Source organism: Robbsia sp. KACC 23696 (assembly GCF_039852015.1).
Classification (GTDB): domain Bacteria; phylum Pseudomonadota; class Gammaproteobacteria; order Burkholderiales; family Burkholderiaceae; genus Robbsia.
The window spans coordinates 2233539-2252559 of record NZ_CP156626.1 but is presented as its reverse complement, the minus strand read 5'-3'; the positions used below and the strand labels follow the sequence as shown (position 1 = coordinate 2252559).

The window sequence follows — 19021 nt, the reverse complement described above, 5'->3', positions numbered from 1 at the left end:
ATCGCGGCGGATAACACCGTTATCGAAATTGTTATTTTTTGTATAATAGATTCACTGATCGACTTTAGGACGCGGGTGGTATGCATACCGGGCTATCGACATGACGCGAGACGCAGCGAACGCTGCGCATCAATGGCCGGCTAGGGAGCTGCTGACCGATAAACACCAAGGCTTGGCGTCCGCGCTTGATCCTCACTTGCTCGAAGCGTACTGGCGCACCGACTATCGTGTGAGCGCGAGCGAACCGGTGATCATGCGTATCGGCACACGCAGTGCGGCAATGGATGGTTTGCTGACGACGCAGGACGCGCGGTTCGCGCTGTTCGTCACCGCCTGGAATCCGCGAAGCCGTCCTTTGTCGGTGCTCGAGAACGCGGCGCGGCAGGCGGAGCTGATTCGCGGCCTGCAAGCCCGTAATGCGCGATGGCTCAATGCATTGGGCGCCCACGAAACCGGTGAGTGGCCTGCGGAAGAAAGTGTCTTCATCCTTGATCCCACTGTGTTGATGGCGGATCGTCTGATGACGGAATGGGATCAGAATGCCGTGGTGTGGGTCGAGCATGGCAAACCTCCGGCACTCGTACTGCATCCGCGCTTCCGACGTGCCGCCATGCCGCGTGTTTTTTGATACACTCTCGCTGCGGGCCGGTCTGTCTCGGTTCGCCGTAAGCGTTCACGTCAACCAACGCGCAACCCGTCGTCTTGCCGGACGATAGGATGCGCTCGGTTGCGTGAACGCTTTTTGCATTGCGGACAGCGGTCACATAAATCGGCGCATCGCCAGGCGCCGTGTCCTATGCGTCCTGCCTTCGTTCCGGTAAGCCGACGCGCTTTTTATGGGATTGACTCGATGTCCACACGTTCCACCGCTTCGACGCCGAACCAGGTTGGAGGCGCCGACCGCGCGCCCGCGCAGGTCCTGCGCCTGGCGTTCGCGCTGTTCCTCTCCTATCTCGCCGTCGCGTCGGCGCTGCCGGTCGTGTCCACGTACACGGTGCACCGCTTGCATCTGTCGAATGCCATGGGCGGCCTTGCGGTCGGCATCGCGTTCTTCTCGACGATTCTCACGCGCAATTACGCCGGTCGGCTCGTGGATCAACATGGCGGCCGCTATGCGATGCGACGTGGCTTATTGATCTATAGCGTGGCATCGTTGATCTGCCTGTTGTCGCTGCTGCCGTTCTTCGGCGCTGCCATCGGTTTTGTCGTGCTGCTGGCAGGCCGGCTGCTGCTTGGGGTAGGGGAAAGCCTCGTCGTGGTAGGGATGCTCGGATGGGGCATTGGGCTGATGGGCGCGCCGCGCTCGGGTAAGGTCATGGCATGGGTCGGCGCGGGAATGTATGGCGCCTTCGCCGTTGGCGGTCCGCTGGGCTTGGGCCTGTATGACGCTTGGGGCTTTGCCGGGGTGATGGCCGCGGCCATCCTGTTTCCGCTGCTCGGCCTGGCACTGATTCAAGGCGTTGCCGGCGTGACGCCGCAAGCGGGACGTCGCGAGTCCTTTTGGCGCATCATCGGGCGCATCTGGCGCGCCGGCGCGGCGGTCGGCCTGCAAGGCGTCGGTTTCGCCGCATTGGGGGCCTTCATCTCGCTTTATTTTCAACAGAAGGGCTGGCCCTATGCCGGCGTGGGACTGACGGCATTCGGCGTCGGCTTTGTGCTGGTACGGATGGTCTGCGGCAGTCTGCCGGATCGCATCGGGGGCAGCCGCGTTGCTATCGTGTCCTTGATCGTCGAAGCCATCGGGCAATTTTTAATATGGAGCGCCCCGGGACCGGCGCTCGCGCTGGTGGGCGCGTTGCTCACCGGACTCGGTTGTTCGATGGTCTTCCCGGGCATGGGTTCCGAGGTGGTCAAGCAAGTGCCACCGCAGTTGCGCGGCACCGCGGTCGGCGGCTTCGCGGCATTCCAGGATATTGCCTATGGTGCGACCGGGCCCGTGGCCGGTGTGCTGGCGGATCATGCCGGATATGCGATGGTGTTCCTGATAGGCGGCATCTGCGCCTTGTTGGGCTTGGCGGCGGCGATATCCGCGCATCGCCAGCCCGCGGCGGAATCGTCATAATGACGCACATCTGCTAGCGCACCGATAACAAAAAGGACGATGGGGGAGAGATGATGGGGCACGACAATTCGCCGACGCAGGAAACGGGCGCGACACCGCTGGCGCACCTACACGATGCCTGGCGCGATCCAGTTGCGGCGATCGGCACCGGTTTCGTCGGTAATCCGCTCGATCGATGTTCCGAACGGCGCGACGACATGGCCTTCGTTGCCGGACTGCGTCGCGATCCCCGTGCCCGGGTCCTCCTGTTCGCCGGCGATGTGCCCTTGGTGCTGTGCCCCGATGTTGCGGACGCGGGAAGTGCCGATGCGGCGTCGGCTGCCGGGATCGCCGCCCATACCGCCGCCCCGGAGAATCCGCCGGACGCGGTGAAACTCGAAAGTAGCATCGGCGTCTCCTTGAATGCGATTCTGGCGTCGGGCGTGGACACCGTGGCGCTCCCGTACGCCCTTCACGAGACGCTGACGCGTATGTTGGCCGGGGCCGGCTTCGCCTCCGATGCAAAAGATCACGCGAATGCCGATGAAGAAAGCGTTTTGCTCGGCATCGATGCGGACGGTGCGCCGTGGTTTGCGCAGCGCGCCGATCGCGCGCCGGACGCGGTGAACGCGGCCTTCTCCGAGATCCGTTTGACCTGGCCTGCCGCCGAGGGCGCATCGGCTGCGTCGATACCGTCTGCCACCGCGCGCGTTTCTGGCACGGTGCGCTTGCGCGCGGAGGGGCTGCGGGTGCTGGCATCGCAAGGGCGTATCGCGCCGGCGGAGTTGGCGATGCTCGCACAGGCAAAGGCCGTCTTGGATTGGCATGTGCGTCACCGCTTCTGCGCGCGCTGCGGTACTGCGTCGCGCGTTGCCGCGGCGGGCTGGCGGCGCGAATGTCCTGCCTGCGCGGCCGTGCATTTCCCGCGCGTCGATCCGGTGGTCATCATGATCGTGATCGATATCGACGGCCCGAATGGTCCCCGTTGTCTGCTGGGTCGTCAGCCGCAGTTTGCGCCGGGAATGTATTCGGCACTGGCCGGCTTCCTGGAGCCGGGGGAGGCCATCGAGGATGCGGTGCGGCGCGAGGTGTTGGAAGAGGCCGGCATTCAGACTGGCGCGGTTCGTTATCTTGCGTCGCAACCATGGCCCTTCCCAGGCTCGTTAATGATCGGCTGCGCCGCGCTCGCGACTTCCACGGCCCTGCAAGTCGATAAGAACGAGTTGGAGGATGCGCGCTGGTTCGATCGCGCGGAGGTGTTGCAGATGTTGCAGCGCACCCATCCGCGGCAGTTGACGACGCCTCAGCCCATCGCCATCGCGTCGACGCTGATCCGCGCTTTCGCAGAAGGCGTGCTCGACTGAGGCTTTGCGCGATACCGACGCATCGCACGGACAAACGCTTGTTTCAAATAACGCTGTTTTAGCGCTTGTCAGAGGGGTTTTTCATGAAATCACGGGCCTTTGCCACGCGCAATCGGTTTCCCGGTTTATGATGACTAACGAGCATGCCGAGCGCTGCGCAGTTGCGCGAGTTCCCGAGAGCCGCAGTACGACGAGGGACACGATCGCAGCCTTATCGCCGTAGTCGATGAGGTCTCCGAAAACATCGTGCAATTGTGATTCGTTGGTCATTCCCATGGCCCGCTTCGCCCACGCTCGTTCTGGTAAACGATTTGGCACGCCTTGCCCCTTGCAAGCGTGCGCTCTTGGGAGTGAAACATGGCAATCCAGCATCACGGGGTCGGCGTACGCCGTTGGGCGGCAATCGGTGCGCTTGCGCTCGGGCTCGGCATGATGTCGACGCAGTCGGCACACGCGCAGGCGAGCGCCACCGCGAGCGCCACGGCGACGAAGGAAATGCACGGCGACTGGGCGGTCACCTGCGCAGATCGCACGCAGGGTCAGCAACGCGCCAAGGCCTGCGTGGTATCGCAAACGCAAGTCGATCCCAAGACCCAGCAACGCGTGGTGACGTTGGAGTTGGCGCCCCCCACCGCGAGTGGTGGGGAAACCGCCGCGACGCTCCTGATGCCGTTCGGACTCGTGCTCGACCGCGGCGTGGCCGTGCAGATCGACAATGCGCCGAGTGGCGCCCCCGCGCGCTTCCAAACCTGCCTGCCGGTGGGTTGCGTGGTGCAATTGCGCTTGGACGCGAAGACCTTGAGCATGTTGCGCTCCGGATCCAATATCAAGTTCATCGCCATTGCCGCCACCGATGGCCGGCGCATGCTCTTCACGGTGCCGCTGCAGGGCTTGGGACCGGCGGTGGACCGCGCCGTTTCGCTCGCGAAGACCTGAATCGGGCTGGCAGTGGCGCGTTACCGAGGGGATCGTGGCGGTAGGCCCTGCGGTCCGCGCCGCGCCAGTCGCGCGCGCTTGCTTGTGTAGATCTCTATGTCGACCGGGCGGCCGCGCGGTATGATGCGTGTGGTTGGAGATCGCCAGCAAGGACAGCGTTTGAAACTCTACGAGAAACTGGCCGCCGATATCGAAGGACAGATTCGACGGGGCGTGTTCGCCGCGGGCGAACGCGTGCCGTCGGTCCGGCAGGCAAGCCAACATCATCGTCTCAGTATCACGACGGTGCTGCGCGCCTATCTGCTGCTCGAAAGCCGCGGCTTGATCGAAAGTCGCCCGCAATCCGGCTATTTCGTTCGTCGTCAAGGAGAGGGTCCGCAGATCGCGCAGCTTCGCTCCAGCGCTCCGATTGCCGTCTCGGCGACGGTGGACGTGAGTCACCTCGTCCTCTCGACCTTGCGCTCGATCGGCAGCGGCAGCGCCGTGCCGCTTGGCTCACCCTATCCCGATCCCACTTTATATCCGTCGGCGCGCATCCACAGTTATGTGCATGCATTCGCGCGTCGTAATCCCGGTGCCGGCATTATCGACGATCTGCCGCCCGGCAATCCCGAGTTGATCCGGCAGATCACGCGACGCTATCTTGAAAGTGGCATGGTGGTCGATCCGAACGAGATCATCGTCACGTTAGGCGGCACCGAAGCCATCAATCTCTGTTTGCAGGCAGTAGCGAAGCCTGGTGACGTGATCGCCGTGGAATCTCCGACGTTCTATGCGATGCTGCATGCGATCGAGCGGATGGGGATGAAGGCGCTCGAAGTGGCGACGCATCCCAATGACGGCATCGATCTGCAAGCATTGGAGCTGGCGATGGGCCAGCAGCGGATTGCGGCCTGTATGGTAATGCCGAATTTCCAGAATCCGCTCGGATTCCAGATGAGCGACGAGCGTAAACGGGCGCTGGTTGCGCTTTGCGCACGCTTCGATATTCCGCTGATCGAGAACGATGTCTATCAGGAGCTGTATTTCGGGACGACGCATCCGAGCGCCTTGAAGCAATACGACGAAAAGGGCTTGGTACTGCACTGCTCCTCGTTCTCGAAAAGCCTCGCGCCCACCGCACGCGTGGGGTGGGCGATGCCGGGGCGTTTCCGCGATCAAGTGGAAAAACTGAAATTTCTGAATACGCTGACGACCTCGGCCGTGCAGCAGCAGGCGCTGGCGGAGTATCTACGCAAGGATGGGTATGAGCATCATCTGCGACGCGTGCGCTCGCAGTATCGACAGCAGTCCCATCTGATGACGGCGATCGTGCGCCGTTTCTTTCCGGAAGGAACGCGTATTTCGACGCCGCAGGGCGGCTATGTGCTGTGGATCGAACTGCCGGCGGCAGTGGATTCGATGGCCCTGTACGAGCAGGCACTGCAATCCGGTATTACGGTGGGGCCGGGCTATATGTTTTCGACTACCCGGGCCTACCGCAATTTCATCCGTCTGAACTACAGCTACACATGGAATCCGCAGATCGAGCGCGCGGTGATCGCACTCGGCAGGATGGTGCATGCGATGACGCAAGCGGCCGTCACGGAGCGATAAAAGCGGCGCGTGACGAATCGCACGCGCCGTGTTGCTTAGCGAACGTTGCTGCCCGATTGCACGGAACCCGTCGCTTGTTCGGTCTGGCTCGACGGTGCGGTCTGGCGAGTGTCCTGCAGCCAGTAACCGAGACCCATGAAAACCGCGCCGCCCACCAGATTGCCCAGCGTGACGAAGATTTCGTTGTGGATGGCGCCGGCGAACGTGACGTCGGCCGGGTGATCGCCCATCAGCGCCAGTGCGAACATGAACATATTGGCGACGCTGTGTTCAAACCCGCTGGCGACGAAGGCAAAGATCGCCCAGAAGATGACGCCCAACTTCGCGGAGTCGCTGGCGGTACGCGCAGCCATCCAGACGGCAAGGCAAACCAGCCAGTTGCACAGCAGGCCCTTGGCGAACAGAACGCTGCCCGGCGACGACATCTTTACCGTCATCGCTTTGTAGAAGCCGGTGGCGCCATCGGTCAGCAGCACGCCACCGCCGGCCGTGTGCATGATGGCGGCGAGGATGATGGCACCGATCAAATTGCCGATCCAGCAGACGATCCAGACCGCGATCATGCCGCCGAGCGACGTCTGGCGCCGGAACACGGCGATCGGCATATACATCGCCGTGCCCGTGAACAGCTCGGAGCCGGCAAAGATCACGAAGGTCAGCGCGCAGGCGAACACGCCGCCCATGACGAGGTGTGCATACGCCGGATCGACGTGCACGCCGACGCTGAACATCAAGATATCGCCGAAACCGATGTAGACGCCGGCCATGGCGGCGCCTATCAGGTAGGCGAGGGGATTGCGGGCGATTTGCGCGACTTTGTCGGCGCCCGTCTTGGCAAATTTATCGATGGTCTCTGCGTACATGGTGTGGTCTTCCGGGGTGCCGCAGCGTACTGAAATACGCTGTCTGGGTGCGTCAATCTGGCGCACATGATAATGCGCGAGATCTCACTACAGCGTTGTTTCGACGTGTGAAACAGACGGCTTGACGCGTTTTGGATGCTGTAATGGGCGGCATTATGCACCTCTGTACTCTTTTTTCAAGAAAATGTAATGAATGAAAGGTTTCCTTGTGTACAGACCTGCCGGAAGGTGCTGCCCGGCGCGGCGGCATCGTGCCGCGCCGGGCTTTCGGCTCAACCGGAGATCGCCGTTTTGACATGACCTGCATCGTCGCGGGGGATCGCCAGCCGGTGCTGTTGCCTGCCATGCCGATCGAAGTTGTGCGGCGCGAGCCACGCGTCGTAGGCGGCACGAACGGTGGGCCATTCGCTATCCAGCATGGAGAACCAGGCCGTATCGCGATTACGACCATGCGTGACGATGGCTTGCCGAAAGGTTCCTTCGTAGCTAAAACCGAAACGTGCCGCTGCGTCGCGCGATGGTTGATTCAGCGCATCGCATTTCCATTCGAGGCGCCGATAACCGAGCACGTCGAAGACGTATTTCGCCAACAGGTAGAGCGTCTCGCTGGCGGCACGCGTGCGGCGCAGGCGCGGCGAAAAGGCAACCCAGCCCACTTCGATCACGCCGTTGTCGGGATCCTGTCGCATCAAGGCAATCGTGCCCACCGCACTGGTTTCGACAGGGCGGTCCAGATCGAAGATCGTGTAATGCAGCGGGTCGTTGTGGGCGGCGACGGTCTGCAGATACGCGCGATAGTCGCCGACAGTGTCGAACGGGCCGGCTTTCAGATATGTCCAGATCGGGACGTCGGTCGGATTCTGGTAGGCATCGAAGAGTGCCTCGGCGTGATGCGCCGCGTCGACCGGTACGAGACGCGTGTAATGACCTGCCAGGGTGATGCGTTGCGGGCGCCGTGCCGCTTTCCAATCCGGCAGCGGCTGTCCTACAGGCTGACCATGCGCGTTAACGACTGCTGACATCGAGGGCTCCGTAATCGGGTAGGGATCGGACCGCCTCGCGCGAGGGGCGTCATTGCGTCCGCGCAAGCCATCGAAGGGCATCCGGCGGGCAAGCAGCGCCGGTCCGCGCGAGGCGAATGTCATAATAAGCGCAAAGGCCGATCGCTCGCCATTGGGATAGGATGCCGCGTCCCGGCGTCGCCGGCCGCTCACCGCCATGTGGCATGACCGCGTCGAAACATGATTCGCCAGGAGCGTACAACGATGTCTTCTTTCAACCACGCCGATGGTTCGCCGTCGCCGGCTCTCGACTATGAAGCACCCATTGAAATCGAATCCGGTGCGAACCCGAGCGCGAGTGTGATCTGGCTGCACGGTCTTGGTGCCGATGGCAGCGATTTCGTGCCGATCGTTCCGGAATTGCGTTTGCCGGCAAGCCTGCCGATTCGTTTCATTTTCCCGCATGCGCGACGGATGCCGGTCACCTGGAACAACGGCTATGTGATGCGTGCGTGGTACGACATCGTCTCGGTCGACGACGACAAGCGACATGCGGACGACGCCGGCGTGCGCGCCTCGCGGGACGCGGTGCGCGCGTGGATCAAGCAGGAGCAAGCGCGCGGCATCGCTGCGTCGCGCATTATCGTCGCGGGATTTTCACAAGGCGGCGCGATCGCTTATACGACCGGCATGACGCATCCGGAACCGCTCGGCGGCATCCTGGCGCTTTCGACGTATATTCCGGCACCGACGATCGTGGCCGAAGAGGGGCGCACCGGCAGCGTTAGCACGCCGGTATTCGCGGCGCACGGCATCGAGGACGCGGTCGTGCCCTTGTCTCTGGGCGAGCGGGCCGCCGAGTCGGCGCGCGAGACCGGCCATCCGGTCCAGTGGCGGACCTATCCGATGGGCCATTCGGTGCACCCGCAGGAGATCGCCGATATCGGCGCCTGGCTGGTCGAACGACTCGCGACGCACTGAATCAGCCGCCGCCGACGAGGCGGCGGACGCTTGCCGATTCGCATCGAACGACGCGGCGCGGCCTTGCGCCTTTCGCGTCTCTCGCGTTACGCGGCGGCGAGGGCGTGACCCTGCGACGCTGCAGGGTAGACGGCGTCGAGCACCGCCGACTGCGGCGCTACATCGTGCAAGCCGTCACGCGTGCCGAGCAACGTACGCATCGTCGAGGACAGGAGCGTCAGCGTACTGGCCTTCGTCATGCCGTGATCGGTCACCGCCTGGCTGATCATCAACAGCGTGTTCGCATTCAGGCCGACGCCCGGCAATGCGAAGGCCAGCGTATTGAGATGCCAGCGCACCGTATTCGCATCCAGCCAAGGCGTGCTACGGCAGAACGCGGTGACAAAGCGCGTTTCGACATGTGCATAACGCTGAGTCAGGAACTGGCGCAAGGGCTGGGACAGATCGGTGCCGACACGGATCATGAAATCCCGTTGCTCCGGCGCCTCGATGATGTCGAACGAATCCTGCATCAGGCTCTTGGCGAGGACGGTCATGATGTGCTCGCTGCGCAACTGGTCGCCCAATGCTGCTTCCAGCCGCGTCAGTTCGGCGAGTCGCGACTCGTTGATGACATCGAGCCGTCGGGCGACCATCGCACAGACCAAGGCGTTTTTCGAGCCGAAGTGATAGTTCACCGCAGCTAGATTGACGCCGGCGTGTTCCGTCAGGTCGCGCAAAGACAGGCTGTCGGGACCGGAGCGGGTGTACAACTGCTCGGCGGCATCCAGCAAGCGGGCCTTCGTGTTCCTGGATGAATCGTCACTCGATACGCGATCCATGGCTTACCTCTCGAATGAATGCAACATGTGGATCCTGCTGGTGCCCGGACGATTTCGCGATGTTGGTGTCTCGCTTTATCATTGTTCCGGACTGCAAGAGGGTAAAACGTGATACGTACTGCGACGGCACGCCATCGGTCCGGGCCACGACAATGCCGTGACATGACCCGCCGCGTGCCATTTTCTTCGCACCGCAGGTCGGCGAACTAATTGCGCAAACGTTTGCAGCACCAAACCTGCAGGCCGAGCAAGGGCAGAATACTAAGACAGTACCACTTTCTCATAATTAGTCCAGCTGATAGGAGAAGGTTGCGTTTACTCGGGGGCTACGCGTGCTGCTGCCCGAGGGTTTATCCCCTACAGGTTGCGCGACGGAGAGATCAAGCGAGTAGAAGCGACTGTCGCTGACGCGGAAGCCCAGCGCCAACGACTGTAGATCCAGCGGCAACGTCCCCGGTACATTCAGATAGGTCCGCGCGAGCGCGTACGAGATGTACGGGACCCATGTCTTCAAGTACTTCATCGAAAAGGTGAAGGTCCGGTTCAACTCCGCCGATGTCCCCCAGCCTTTGTCGCCCGCGGCCTCGCCAGGCTGGTAAGCCAGCGCATAGCGTTGCCCGCCGAACGTGATCTGTTCGCTGGTGGGGAGAGCTTGCGCGCTGTACTGACCCGTCGCGGAAACCACCGTCGCAAAACCCAGCGGCCATTGATTCGTTTGCATCGCCGAAGCGCCGATGCGGAAAAAGCTCAGATCGACGGGATTCGCTACCGTCGCGCCGATCACATTGGTATAGCCTTCGCGGGACGCGCCCAGCGCATCGATCCCTTTCCCAACCGTTAGACTGACGCGCCGCGATAACTTGGGCTGACTCTCCGCGTAAACGATTTCAGTCTGCAGGACACGCGATTGCGAGCGCAGCCCGACGATGGCACCACCGTCGGCAGAATAGCGGTCGTCATTGCGCACCGCATAACCGGAGCCGTTCACCGTCAACGAGCGCGTGTTATTCAAGATGATCGGATAGCTGAGCGTCACGCCGACGCGATCCTGTTCGGTGCGTCGATGCACATTGGACGCCAAGCCCGGCGTGGTGCGCGGCTCGCCGCTGAAGCGTGAGGCGTCCACTTTGGCCGTCAGGCCGTCGCTGCCGATCGGCTGGGTGTAGTTGACGCCGAAGTAGGTCTGCCCGTCGCGGCCGCGCGGCGCCAGCGCGGAAATGCTTAATTGTTCGCCGAGCGACAGCAAACCATTTTCCGAGATCGTGAACAGACCCTGGATGCCGGGTTGATTCAAGGACACGCCGGTCGTGAAACCGATCTTCTGACGCACGACGCTCAGTTTCATCTCGGTCGCGCCATCGGTGCTCTGCGGCGGCGCGATGTTCGCGGCCACCTTCAAACCCGGAATCTGGCCCAGTAGGGCGGTGTAGCGTTCGAATGCTTCGCGCCGTAGCGGGCGCTGGTTCAACAGGTGATCGGCAATGGCCCGCAGATGGCGCTCGGCATTGCCGACCTTGCCATCGATCGTGACTTTCGAAACATAGCCCTCGACCGCCACCACGCGTACGACGCCGTTGGCGAAGTCCTGCGCCGGAACGAAGGCGAACGACAGCGCGAAGCCATGCTCCTGGTAGCGTTTCGTGACCGCGTTCGCTGCCTCGATCAGTTGCTGGATCGTCGTCGGCTTGCCGACAAAGCCAGTGAACGCCGCCGACGCTTCGTCGAAGGGGATGCTCTTGACGCCTTCGAGGCGAATCGACTTCGGCACGATCGTCTTCGATAGCAATCCTTCCATCGTGTTCGGTTCCGGAGTATCGACGGTGATATTGACCTTCTGAGCGGGCGGAGGGGTGACCCGCGGCAAGCTCTGTAGACCGTTACCGCTGATGCGTGCCTGTGCCAACGCAGCGCCCGGCATCAAAGCGGCGCAGAGGCAAGCCATGCCCGTCATCAGCGTCGGGGCATAAATCGGGTAGCAGGTCGGAAAACGATATGTCATCTGTCGGTGTTCGTCGCACGACACGACCGCGCCGACCGAATGGATATCTCTTGCCGAGATGCCCTTCAGCCGTCGTGGTACGTGGAGATCGGGGAGGCCCGGAGGCACCTCGACTACAGGCCGTCGATCTGACCGACGGACCACGCAGACCTGCGATAGTCTTCTACTGCAAGCGCTTGCCGTTCGGGCCTTGGGTCAGTTGCTCCCGCGCATCCTCACCTGCAATCGCTCAGCCGCACAAGGGCGACGTTCGCACCCGTCCGGTTGTTTGCCACTTAGTGACGCAACAAGGACCCCGTCGAGTTCAACAAGGAGCCGATGCTGCTGCCGAGCGTCCCGGTGCCCGCCGTGGCGGTCGTCGAGCTGGTCGTCGTTCCACCGGTCAAGCCGCTGACGACGCCACCCACACCCGACACGACACTGGTGACGGCACCACCGAGGCCGGCCGTATTGACGGTCGCACCGGCACCGGCGGCTACCGTCGTAACCGGAACCAGGCTGGCGACCGAGTTCAACGTGCTGCCCAACGTCGACGTGACGCTGTTCAACGTACTACCCACCGTTGTACCCACCGCACCCAACGTCGTGCCGGCCGTCGATGTCACGCCTGCCACCAGTGAAGTCACCGGCGTCAACACGCTAGTCAGCGAGCCCGTCGATCCGCCGGTAGTCACGCCGGACACGATTGTCGTCAAGCCGCCGTTCGCACCCGAGGTCAGATTCGATGCCAAGGTCGTGACGGGACTCAAAACGCCCGCCGTCGTACCCGACGTCAGGTTCGAGGCCAGCGAGGTAACGGGGGCGAGCAGGCCCGTGGTGCTACCGTCACTCAAACCGGAAGTTGCGCCGGCGACGATCGTCGTAATCGGTGCCAACAAGGACGAGCCGGTACCGGTGCTACCGGAGAGGGCGGTCGGCAGATCGGACAACAGGACCGTGACGGGCGTGGTAACAGTGCCGATCGTGCTGGCAAGCCCGCTCGTGCCGGTGCCGCCCGATACGCCGGACAGCGCGCCACTTAATGTGCTACCCAAGCCTGCCAGCGTCGTCGTGACCGGCGTCAGATCGAGGCCACCAAGCGGCGTCGACGATGCGGCGCCGCCGGTCAGTCCGGACAGTACCGACGTCACCGGACCGAGCAACGTGGCAAGTGACGTACCGCCATCGCCGCCCGTGTTGTTCGCACTACTCAATAGTCCACCAACGCCGGTAACCGTCGTTCCCACGTCGCCGACCGTCCCGCCCAAATTGCTGGCGAGCGTGCCGGTGCTGCCGCCAGCGATGGCCGTGCCGGCAGTCCCGAGCGAGTTGCCGACGGTCGTCAACACGTTCGTCAAGGTTCCGCCCACGCCCAGCGCGTCACCCACTTGCTGCGTCGTATTCGAGAGCGAGGCGGTGATCGGCGTGATGACGCTGGACACGCCGGTCGTCACGTTTTCCACCCCGGCACCGGCAACCGTGTTGCCGAGCGACGTTGCGACGTCCGAAATCAATCCGCCCGTCGTGCCGGCGACGCTGTCCACCGTTGCGGTAATCGGCGCAAGACCCGCCAGACTGCCGGTGCCCAGACTGCCGACCAGCGCGCCGGCATCTTGAACCGTCGTCGCCGTATTGTTCAGCGTCGCCGGGATCACGCCGAGCGTCGTGCCGACGGGATCCGTCGACGTGCCGATTTGTCCCAGGCCGCTGGCCAAACTGCTGCCCACCGTGGCAACCGTGGTGCCGACGTCGCTGACCACATTGCCGGTCGCGGTATCGACGCCCGTTGTACCGAGCGTCGAATCGACGAGGCCGGTGCCACCCACCGTGCTGCCAAGCGCGGAAACCGTGTTGCCAGCGCCTGTCACGATATTGCCGGTCGTCTTGACGACGGTAGCAAGGCCGTTGGTCGCCGTCGTGGTCGTGGTGTCGCCGCCGCCACTGCCGGGCGTGTTGGCGCCCGTACCTGTTGCGCCGGTACTCGAGCCGGTACCCGTCGTCTGCGTCCCGCTGCCGCTGGACGCATGGCCGACGGAGCCACTCCCGCCGCAGGCGCCAAGCGCCAATAATGCCGATATTGCCGTAGCCAGCAGGGTCTTTTGAAAGATGCGTTCTTGATATAGCACGGTATATCTCCGTCGAGGTTGTTTCCGCATCTCCGCTAATGCAATTCCAATACCAGCAGTTTCGGTGAGGCGTCTGTTCATATTTAGATTAGCCGAGGAGCCAAGAAAAACAAAGGACTTGAAAGGTTTTTTTAAATATCGAATTGCGATTTGTGGTGTAACGGTAACGGCTAGTTACGGGCGTTTGAACGAGTGATGTAACGTGACGTCGTAACGAGGCGGCGTTTTGAAAAACAAACCCCGGCTTATAATCGTTTGTCCGTTTTATTCAAACGACTGTTTATTTTATATTGACTACACGAATAGTCATTTAAAGATGCAGCTTTCGATTGAATTAAACGAACGATTAAATAAAATAAAGTCTTTGTAAAACAGTATGTTGAGTGATTGATGTATTGTGATGGGCATCGCCTCACATGCCGTAGTTATTTTGTTGTATTCACAGTAAAAGGCGCGTTTGCTTTGTTGAATCCATTGCGAGAAACGTTGCGATCTTGAATGGGGTGTGGCAAATTAAGGTCGTGGACTCGATTTTCTGATTTTTTCAGCGGTTCGATGTGTGGCAGTCGGTGGAGGGTGGGCGACGTCACTCTGTTAATGATGTCGACGGGCTCGATCAGGCTGGAACGGGGTGTACTTTGGTGCTCTCTGTATTAATCGTCAGCACAGCCTGGTTGAGAGCAGATGCACGATCCGATAAAAAAGCTCTTTTAAAAGGTTGGCCATGATGAACGGTGAACTTTCTCAATTGGTGAAATCCCGCATTCAAACGTTTGCGCAGGACGAAACGGGCGCCACGGCGATTGAATATGGGTTGATCGCGGGATTGATCGCGGTGGCGATCATCGCGGCGCTGACGACATTGGGTGGCAATCTGGGCACGATGTTCTCGAATGTGGCAACGACGATTGGGGCCCAAGCCACGAAGGCGGGGGGCTGACCTTTCGGATCGTGGCGACCGGGACGTCGGCGTGGGCAGGAAGCGATGCAGTCGTTCCGCGTTGCTGCGTGAAGTTAAGGAAGTGTCGTTGACGTTTGTGGTGTAGAGCGTCTTTTTTGTGTGCTTTGGTGACGCAAGCCGGCGGTAGCGCGGCCGGTTGTAAGCCAAGTTGAATCGAGGTGAATCATGTCTTTTGAAATCTTGAAGCAAGTCACGGACAAATCGGTTGCACAGGTTAAGCACTTTGCCCAGGATGAGACCGGCGCCACCGCGATTGAATATGGCCTGATTGCAGGGCTGATTGCTGTCGTGATCATCGGCGGCGTCACCGCATTGGGTGGGAAGCTCAGTACTTTGTTCACGAACCTCAGCGGCAAGATTCCCGCAGGCTCCTGACCCGTTTGTCCTTAGACGTGTCGCTCCAGCGGTCTGAACGAGCGTCCGAGCGAGCGCGAGGCGGTTGAAGCATGGTCTAACGTCAAGGTTTGCGAGGGAATGCAGATTCCGTTGCTGTTCTTCAGCTGTGTGGTCGTCACTGGATGGGACTTGGTTGCGCGTCGCGTACCAAATCCCTTTTTGATTGTCTGCGCGGCGATGCAATGTGCATTGACCGCGTCGAGCCCGTTTGCGACAGGGTGGGTGCAGGCCGGTGCCGGCTTCTTGCTCGCGGCGGTATGTTTGCTGCCTTTCTATGCGGTTCGTCTGATGGGCGCGGGTGATGTGAAGTTCGGTGCACTGCTCGGTTTGATGACCGGGCCGACGGCTTTCCTGACGGCGTGGATCATCGGGAGTTTGCTCGCGGGCTTGCACAGTGTGGTCGCCTTGCGATTGCGCGCCAATCCCGAAATTCCGGGCATGGTGCTGGCGGCCAGCGGCGGACAACGTCTGGTCGGGACCCTGACGGGTTCGGAAAAAGTGCACCGCGTCGAACGGTTTGTTGTACGGATGCGGCAAGGTCGAAAGGGCATTCCCTACGCGGCCTACCTCGCGATCGGTGCCGTGCTGGGGTGGTGGTCGATGTTGCATTTGCGTTGAGTGACGGCGTTGGCATGCGTGACGCGTCTCGGATCGGAGCCTGGCAATACGGTAGTAGCGCGGCAAGGCACGCTTGTATGCAGCGCGGTAAACAGCCGACTGAAGTGCGTAGCGTGTGCTGGCGGGGCAAGGATCGACGGTGACAACGCCGCGGTCGATAAAAACAAAGAAGGTACAGGGCTTGGCAGGGGATCACATGGGGCGTGATCCGTATGCGATGTCAAGTCGGCAAGTCCAATTGGCGCGTCGCGCCCCGGGCGACGCAGCGCAAGGAAAGACAGCATGGCAAGACCGTTTGCGCAGCATCGGTGTCCCGGGCCTGAAGGGCTCGTGTGTGATGATGTCGCGCAATGCAATGCGCGCTCAGCACCGACGGCGCCGTGCCTGGCGATTATCGTTGCCCCCAGGCTGCATGAGGAGGTTTGCCGATGAGCACGCCTACCAAACTCATTGCAGCGGCCCTGGTCATTTTGGCGATTTTGCTGGGGGTCTTGTCGATTTTCGTCGGCAGGCGGCCAGCGCCGGCCGCACTGGGCACAGCCGTCACGCCGGTGGCGACTTTCCCCGTCGTGATCGCCTCTCAACTTTTGCCCGCAGGCCAGGCGATCTCGGCTGACGCCGTACGCGTCGTGCAGTTGCCGGTTCAGCCCACCGGGGCCTATACCAAGGTCGAGGAAGTTGTCGGTCATATTCCCCGTGTGCCGATCGATACCGGTTTGCCATTGACGATCAATGGTTTGGCGCAAGGACTGACATTGACATTGAAGGCCGGCGAACGTGGCGTGGCTGTGCCGGTGGACGAGGTCAGCGGAGCCGGCAACGCCATCCAGGCCGGCGACTATGTCGATGTGTTCTTCACGATGAAGGCGCCTGAAGCCGGTACGGCGGGCGCGGGGGGCGGCCCGAGCGATCGCAATATCGCGCGTCTGCTCGTATCGCGCGCGCGCGTCCTGGCTTATGGCGCGAGTTCTTTGACAAATGGAGCCGCACCGGCCGCTCAAGGCGGCACGCCGGCGCCCGGCACCAATTCACAGGCGATGATCGATCAGCAACGGCAGATGGCACGCAGTGCCGTTTTGGCCGTGCCGGTCGAAGATGTCGATGCCCTGGTGCTGGCGACGCAGGCAGGTCGCCTGACCCTCGCATTACGTTATCCCGAAGACAGCGGCGTCGTGCAAAGCGCGTTGTTCCAGGCGCCGGCACCGGTGGTGCGGGCGCGTTCCGACCTGCCCGCCACCGAACGCAGTCGCTTGCTCGATCCGGATAACCGCGCCTATGCCGGTATCGACACCTTGGGCCTGGGTGGCGGTCTGTCATCGCCGATGTCGGCGGTTCCGCTGCCCAGCGCCGTGCCAACGGTGCGCACGCCGCGCGCGGGTGGCCGGGCGCCGGGTCTCGTGGAAGTGATTCGCGGTACCGATATCAGCCACGAAGCGGCAAACGGCACGACCGGTCGCACATCCGGCGGGACAGCGGGACAGTCGATGCCTGCGGCGACGGACGGGGGTGCCGGGACAACGCCGCCGCCGCTGCCGGCCGGCTTGATGAATGGGTCGGGAGGCGCGCGATGAGCCGACCGAGGTTGACGGATCGTATCAAGAAGGGCGTCCGCGCCGTGACGGCGGGGTATGCGCAGTGTGCGCTGCACGTGGAGAACCGCAGGAGACGACCGTTGCAGACATCGAAAGGCGCTGCCCCCGCGCGGCGCCGCATCGCAGGAGCCGCATGGACCGCCATGGTGCTGGGACTGGCCGTGTCGACCGCCGGCACGGAAGCGCAAACCACCGTCCGCAGCGCGACGCGGACGCCGGATCTCGCGCCGATGTCGGGGTCCGCGCCGGTCAGCGATCTGACCGCCCCGGCCGTAACACCCCTTCGCGTGTCCGACAGCACGCCGACGGCGGCCGAGCCGGCAGCGGGACGGACATCGCGACCGCGGCAAAACGCGACCACCGCCCGTCAGCGGACGCTGGCGCGTAATCAACATCGTGCCGCTACGCAGGCAAGCCGGTCGAGCGGTGCCGCAACCGGTGCTGTGGTGGCGGCCGGAGCGGTGCTGAGTCAGTCGGCGCCGGATCCCTTGCCCTTTGCGATGGTGGTCAGTGAGCAACGCATCCTGCCTGCCGCGCAATTGACGCGCGTCGCGGTGGGGGATTCGGCGGTTGCCGACGTGCAACCGATCACCGGCGGCATTCTGATCGTGGCGAAAAAACCAGGGGCGACGCGGTTGTCGATCTGGGAGCGTAATCGTACCGCACCGCGCGAGGTGGCCATTACCGTGCGGGCCCTGTCGGCGGATGCCTTGCTATCGAATACCGGCGGGTCGGTGCAGGTGTACGGCGACACGGCGGTATTGAGTGGTCAGATGGCGTCTGCCGCGGATCACCAGGCGGCCTTGGCCGTCGCGCAACAGTCCGGCGCGAAAGTGCTCGACCGCTCGACGGTCGGCACGGGCGGGGTGGTGCAAGTCGACGTCAAGGTCGTGGAATTCAGTAAGTCGGTGCTGAAGGAGGCCGGATTCAATCTGTTCTCGACGCGCTCGAACGGCTTCGGTTTCGGCGTATTCGGTCCGAGCCAGCTCAGCACGTATTCGCCGTCGACAACCGGCGTTTCGTTCGGCAGCAGTGTCGGCACGAATCTCGCAAGTGCATTCAATTTGGTGGCGGGTCCCTTCGCGAATGGTCTGTTCGGCAACCTCAGCATCATGGAGACGAACGGACTCGCGCGAGTCTTGGCGGAACCGACGTTGGTAGCGCTCTCCGGCCAGTCGGCGAGTTTTCTCGCCGGGGGGGAGTTGCCGGTGCCGCAGTCCGGTGGCCTGGGAACGACGACGATCGTCTACAAGCAGTTCGGTGTCGGTCTGACGGTGACGCCGACGGTGTTGGGGCCGGGACAAATCGCCTTGAAGGTGGCGCCGGAGGCGAGCGATCTCGACTACACGCACGCGATCACGGAGTCCGGGATCTCGATTCCGGCCATCACGACGCGGCGCGCCGACACGACGGTGCAGTTGGGCGATGGCGAAAGTTTCATCATCGGCGGTCTGGTGTCGCGCTCGACGGTGGCAAGTGTCAACAAGGTGCCGTTGCTGGGCGATCTGCCCATCATCGGCGTGTTTTTCAAGAATTTGAGTTACACGCAGGACGACCGGGAATTGGTGATTCTGGTGACGCCGCATCTGGTGAAACCGATTGCTAAAGGCGTGGCATTGCCGCTGCCCGGTGCCGGACGCGATTCGAGCACGCAGCCCGTCTGGGGCAGTTTCCTGCGGGGTCCGGGGTCCGGTAACGATGTACCGGGGTTCAGTCGCTGAACGTCAGTTGCCGAGGGGTAGGTCAC

Annotated in this window: 16 protein-coding genes; 11 read left to right on the top strand and 5 right to left on the bottom strand. The window is 62.3% G+C overall.

Annotated elements, in window-relative coordinates:
* Positions 1–100: 100 nt before the first annotated feature.
* From ABEG21_RS09410 to ABEG21_RS09390, 5 genes are all read left to right on the top strand, one after another.
* Complete coding sequence (locus ABEG21_RS09410; RefSeq protein WP_347554386.1) at positions 101–628, top strand: DUF3293 domain-containing protein; 528 nt, start codon at positions 101–103, stop codon at positions 626–628.
* Positions 629–850: 222 nt separating this feature from the next.
* Positions 851–2062: an arabinose transporter gene (locus ABEG21_RS09405; RefSeq protein WP_347554385.1), complete on the top strand. Its 1212-nt coding sequence runs from the start codon at positions 851–853 to the stop codon at positions 2060–2062.
* Between the two features lie 50 nt (positions 2063–2112).
* Positions 2113–3405: an NAD(+) diphosphatase gene (gene nudC / locus ABEG21_RS09400; protein WP_347554384.1), complete on the top strand. Its 1293-nt coding sequence runs from the start codon at positions 2113–2115 to the stop codon at positions 3403–3405.
* A gap of 357 nt (positions 3406–3762) precedes the next feature.
* On the top strand, positions 3763–4341 hold the full coding sequence (locus ABEG21_RS09395; RefSeq protein ID WP_347554383.1) for an invasion associated locus B family protein: 579 nt from the start codon (positions 3763–3765) through the stop codon (positions 4339–4341).
* A 159-nt stretch (positions 4342–4500) separates the two neighbouring features.
* Complete coding sequence (locus tag ABEG21_RS09390; protein WP_347554382.1) at positions 4501–5937, top strand: PLP-dependent aminotransferase family protein; 1437 nt, start codon at positions 4501–4503, stop codon at positions 5935–5937.
* Positions 5938–5972: 35 nt separating this feature from the next.
* Here ABEG21_RS09390 and ABEG21_RS09385 read toward each other — a convergent pair whose 3' ends face one another.
* A complete protein-coding gene (locus ABEG21_RS09385; protein WP_347554381.1) occupies positions 5973–6800 on the bottom strand; it encodes a formate/nitrite transporter family protein in 828 nt (275 codons plus the stop codon).
* Positions 6801–7072: 272 nt separating this feature from the next.
* Positions 7073–7822: a GNAT family protein gene (locus tag ABEG21_RS09380; protein WP_347554380.1), complete on the bottom strand. Its 750-nt coding sequence runs from the start codon at positions 7820–7822 to the stop codon at positions 7073–7075.
* Between the two features lie 243 nt (positions 7823–8065).
* Here ABEG21_RS09380 and ABEG21_RS09375 point away from each other — a divergent pair, with 243 nt between their 5' ends.
* The gene (locus ABEG21_RS09375; protein WP_347554379.1) at positions 8066–8782 is read left to right on the top strand and encodes an alpha/beta hydrolase; all 717 of its coding nucleotides are present in this window, start codon (positions 8066–8068) and stop codon (positions 8780–8782) included.
* A gap of 86 nt (positions 8783–8868) precedes the next feature.
* On the opposite strand, the gene ABEG21_RS09370 is transcribed toward ABEG21_RS09375, so the two are convergent.
* The 3 genes from ABEG21_RS09370 to ABEG21_RS09360 form a co-directional block, all read right to left on the bottom strand.
* Positions 8869–9603 carry a TetR/AcrR family transcriptional regulator gene (locus ABEG21_RS09370; RefSeq protein WP_347554378.1) on the bottom strand — a complete coding sequence of 245 codons (735 nt, stop codon included), beginning with the start codon at positions 9601–9603 and terminating at the stop codon, positions 8869–8871.
* A gap of 286 nt (positions 9604–9889) precedes the next feature.
* Positions 9890–11602, bottom strand: coding sequence for a POTRA domain-containing protein (locus ABEG21_RS09365; protein ID WP_347554377.1), 1713 nt, complete (start codon positions 11600–11602; stop codon positions 9890–9892).
* Between the two features lie 275 nt (positions 11603–11877).
* Positions 11878–13707 carry a collagen-like triple helix repeat-containing protein gene (locus ABEG21_RS09360; protein ID WP_347554376.1) on the bottom strand — a complete coding sequence of 610 codons (1830 nt, stop codon included), beginning with the start codon at positions 13705–13707 and terminating at the stop codon, positions 11878–11880.
* Between the two features lie 724 nt (positions 13708–14431).
* Here ABEG21_RS09360 and ABEG21_RS09355 point away from each other — a divergent pair.
* The 5 genes from ABEG21_RS09355 (at position 14432) to ABEG21_RS09335 (ending at position 18995) form a co-directional block, all read left to right on the top strand.
* On the top strand, positions 14432–14647 hold the full coding sequence (locus tag ABEG21_RS09355) for a Flp family type IVb pilin (protein ID WP_347554375.1): 216 nt from the start codon (positions 14432–14434) through the stop codon (positions 14645–14647).
* 186 nt (positions 14648–14833) lie between these two features.
* On the top strand, positions 14834–15043 hold the full coding sequence (locus tag ABEG21_RS09350; RefSeq protein ID WP_347554374.1) for a Flp family type IVb pilin: 210 nt from the start codon (positions 14834–14836) through the stop codon (positions 15041–15043).
* Positions 15044–15142: 99 nt separating this feature from the next.
* Positions 15143–15682, top strand: a complete 540-nt coding sequence (locus ABEG21_RS09345; RefSeq protein WP_347554373.1) for a prepilin peptidase — start codon at positions 15143–15145, stop codon at positions 15680–15682.
* A 428-nt stretch (positions 15683–16110) separates the two neighbouring features.
* A complete protein-coding gene (cpaB, locus tag ABEG21_RS09340) occupies positions 16111–17253 on the top strand; it encodes a Flp pilus assembly protein CpaB (protein WP_347554372.1) in 1143 nt (380 codons plus the stop codon).
* A complete protein-coding gene (locus ABEG21_RS09335) occupies positions 17250–18995 on the top strand; it encodes a type II and III secretion system protein family protein (RefSeq protein WP_347554371.1) in 1746 nt (581 codons plus the stop codon). Before cpaB ends, ABEG21_RS09335 begins: the two co-directional genes overlap by 4 nt.
* The last annotated feature ends 26 nt before the right edge of the window (positions 18996–19021 follow it).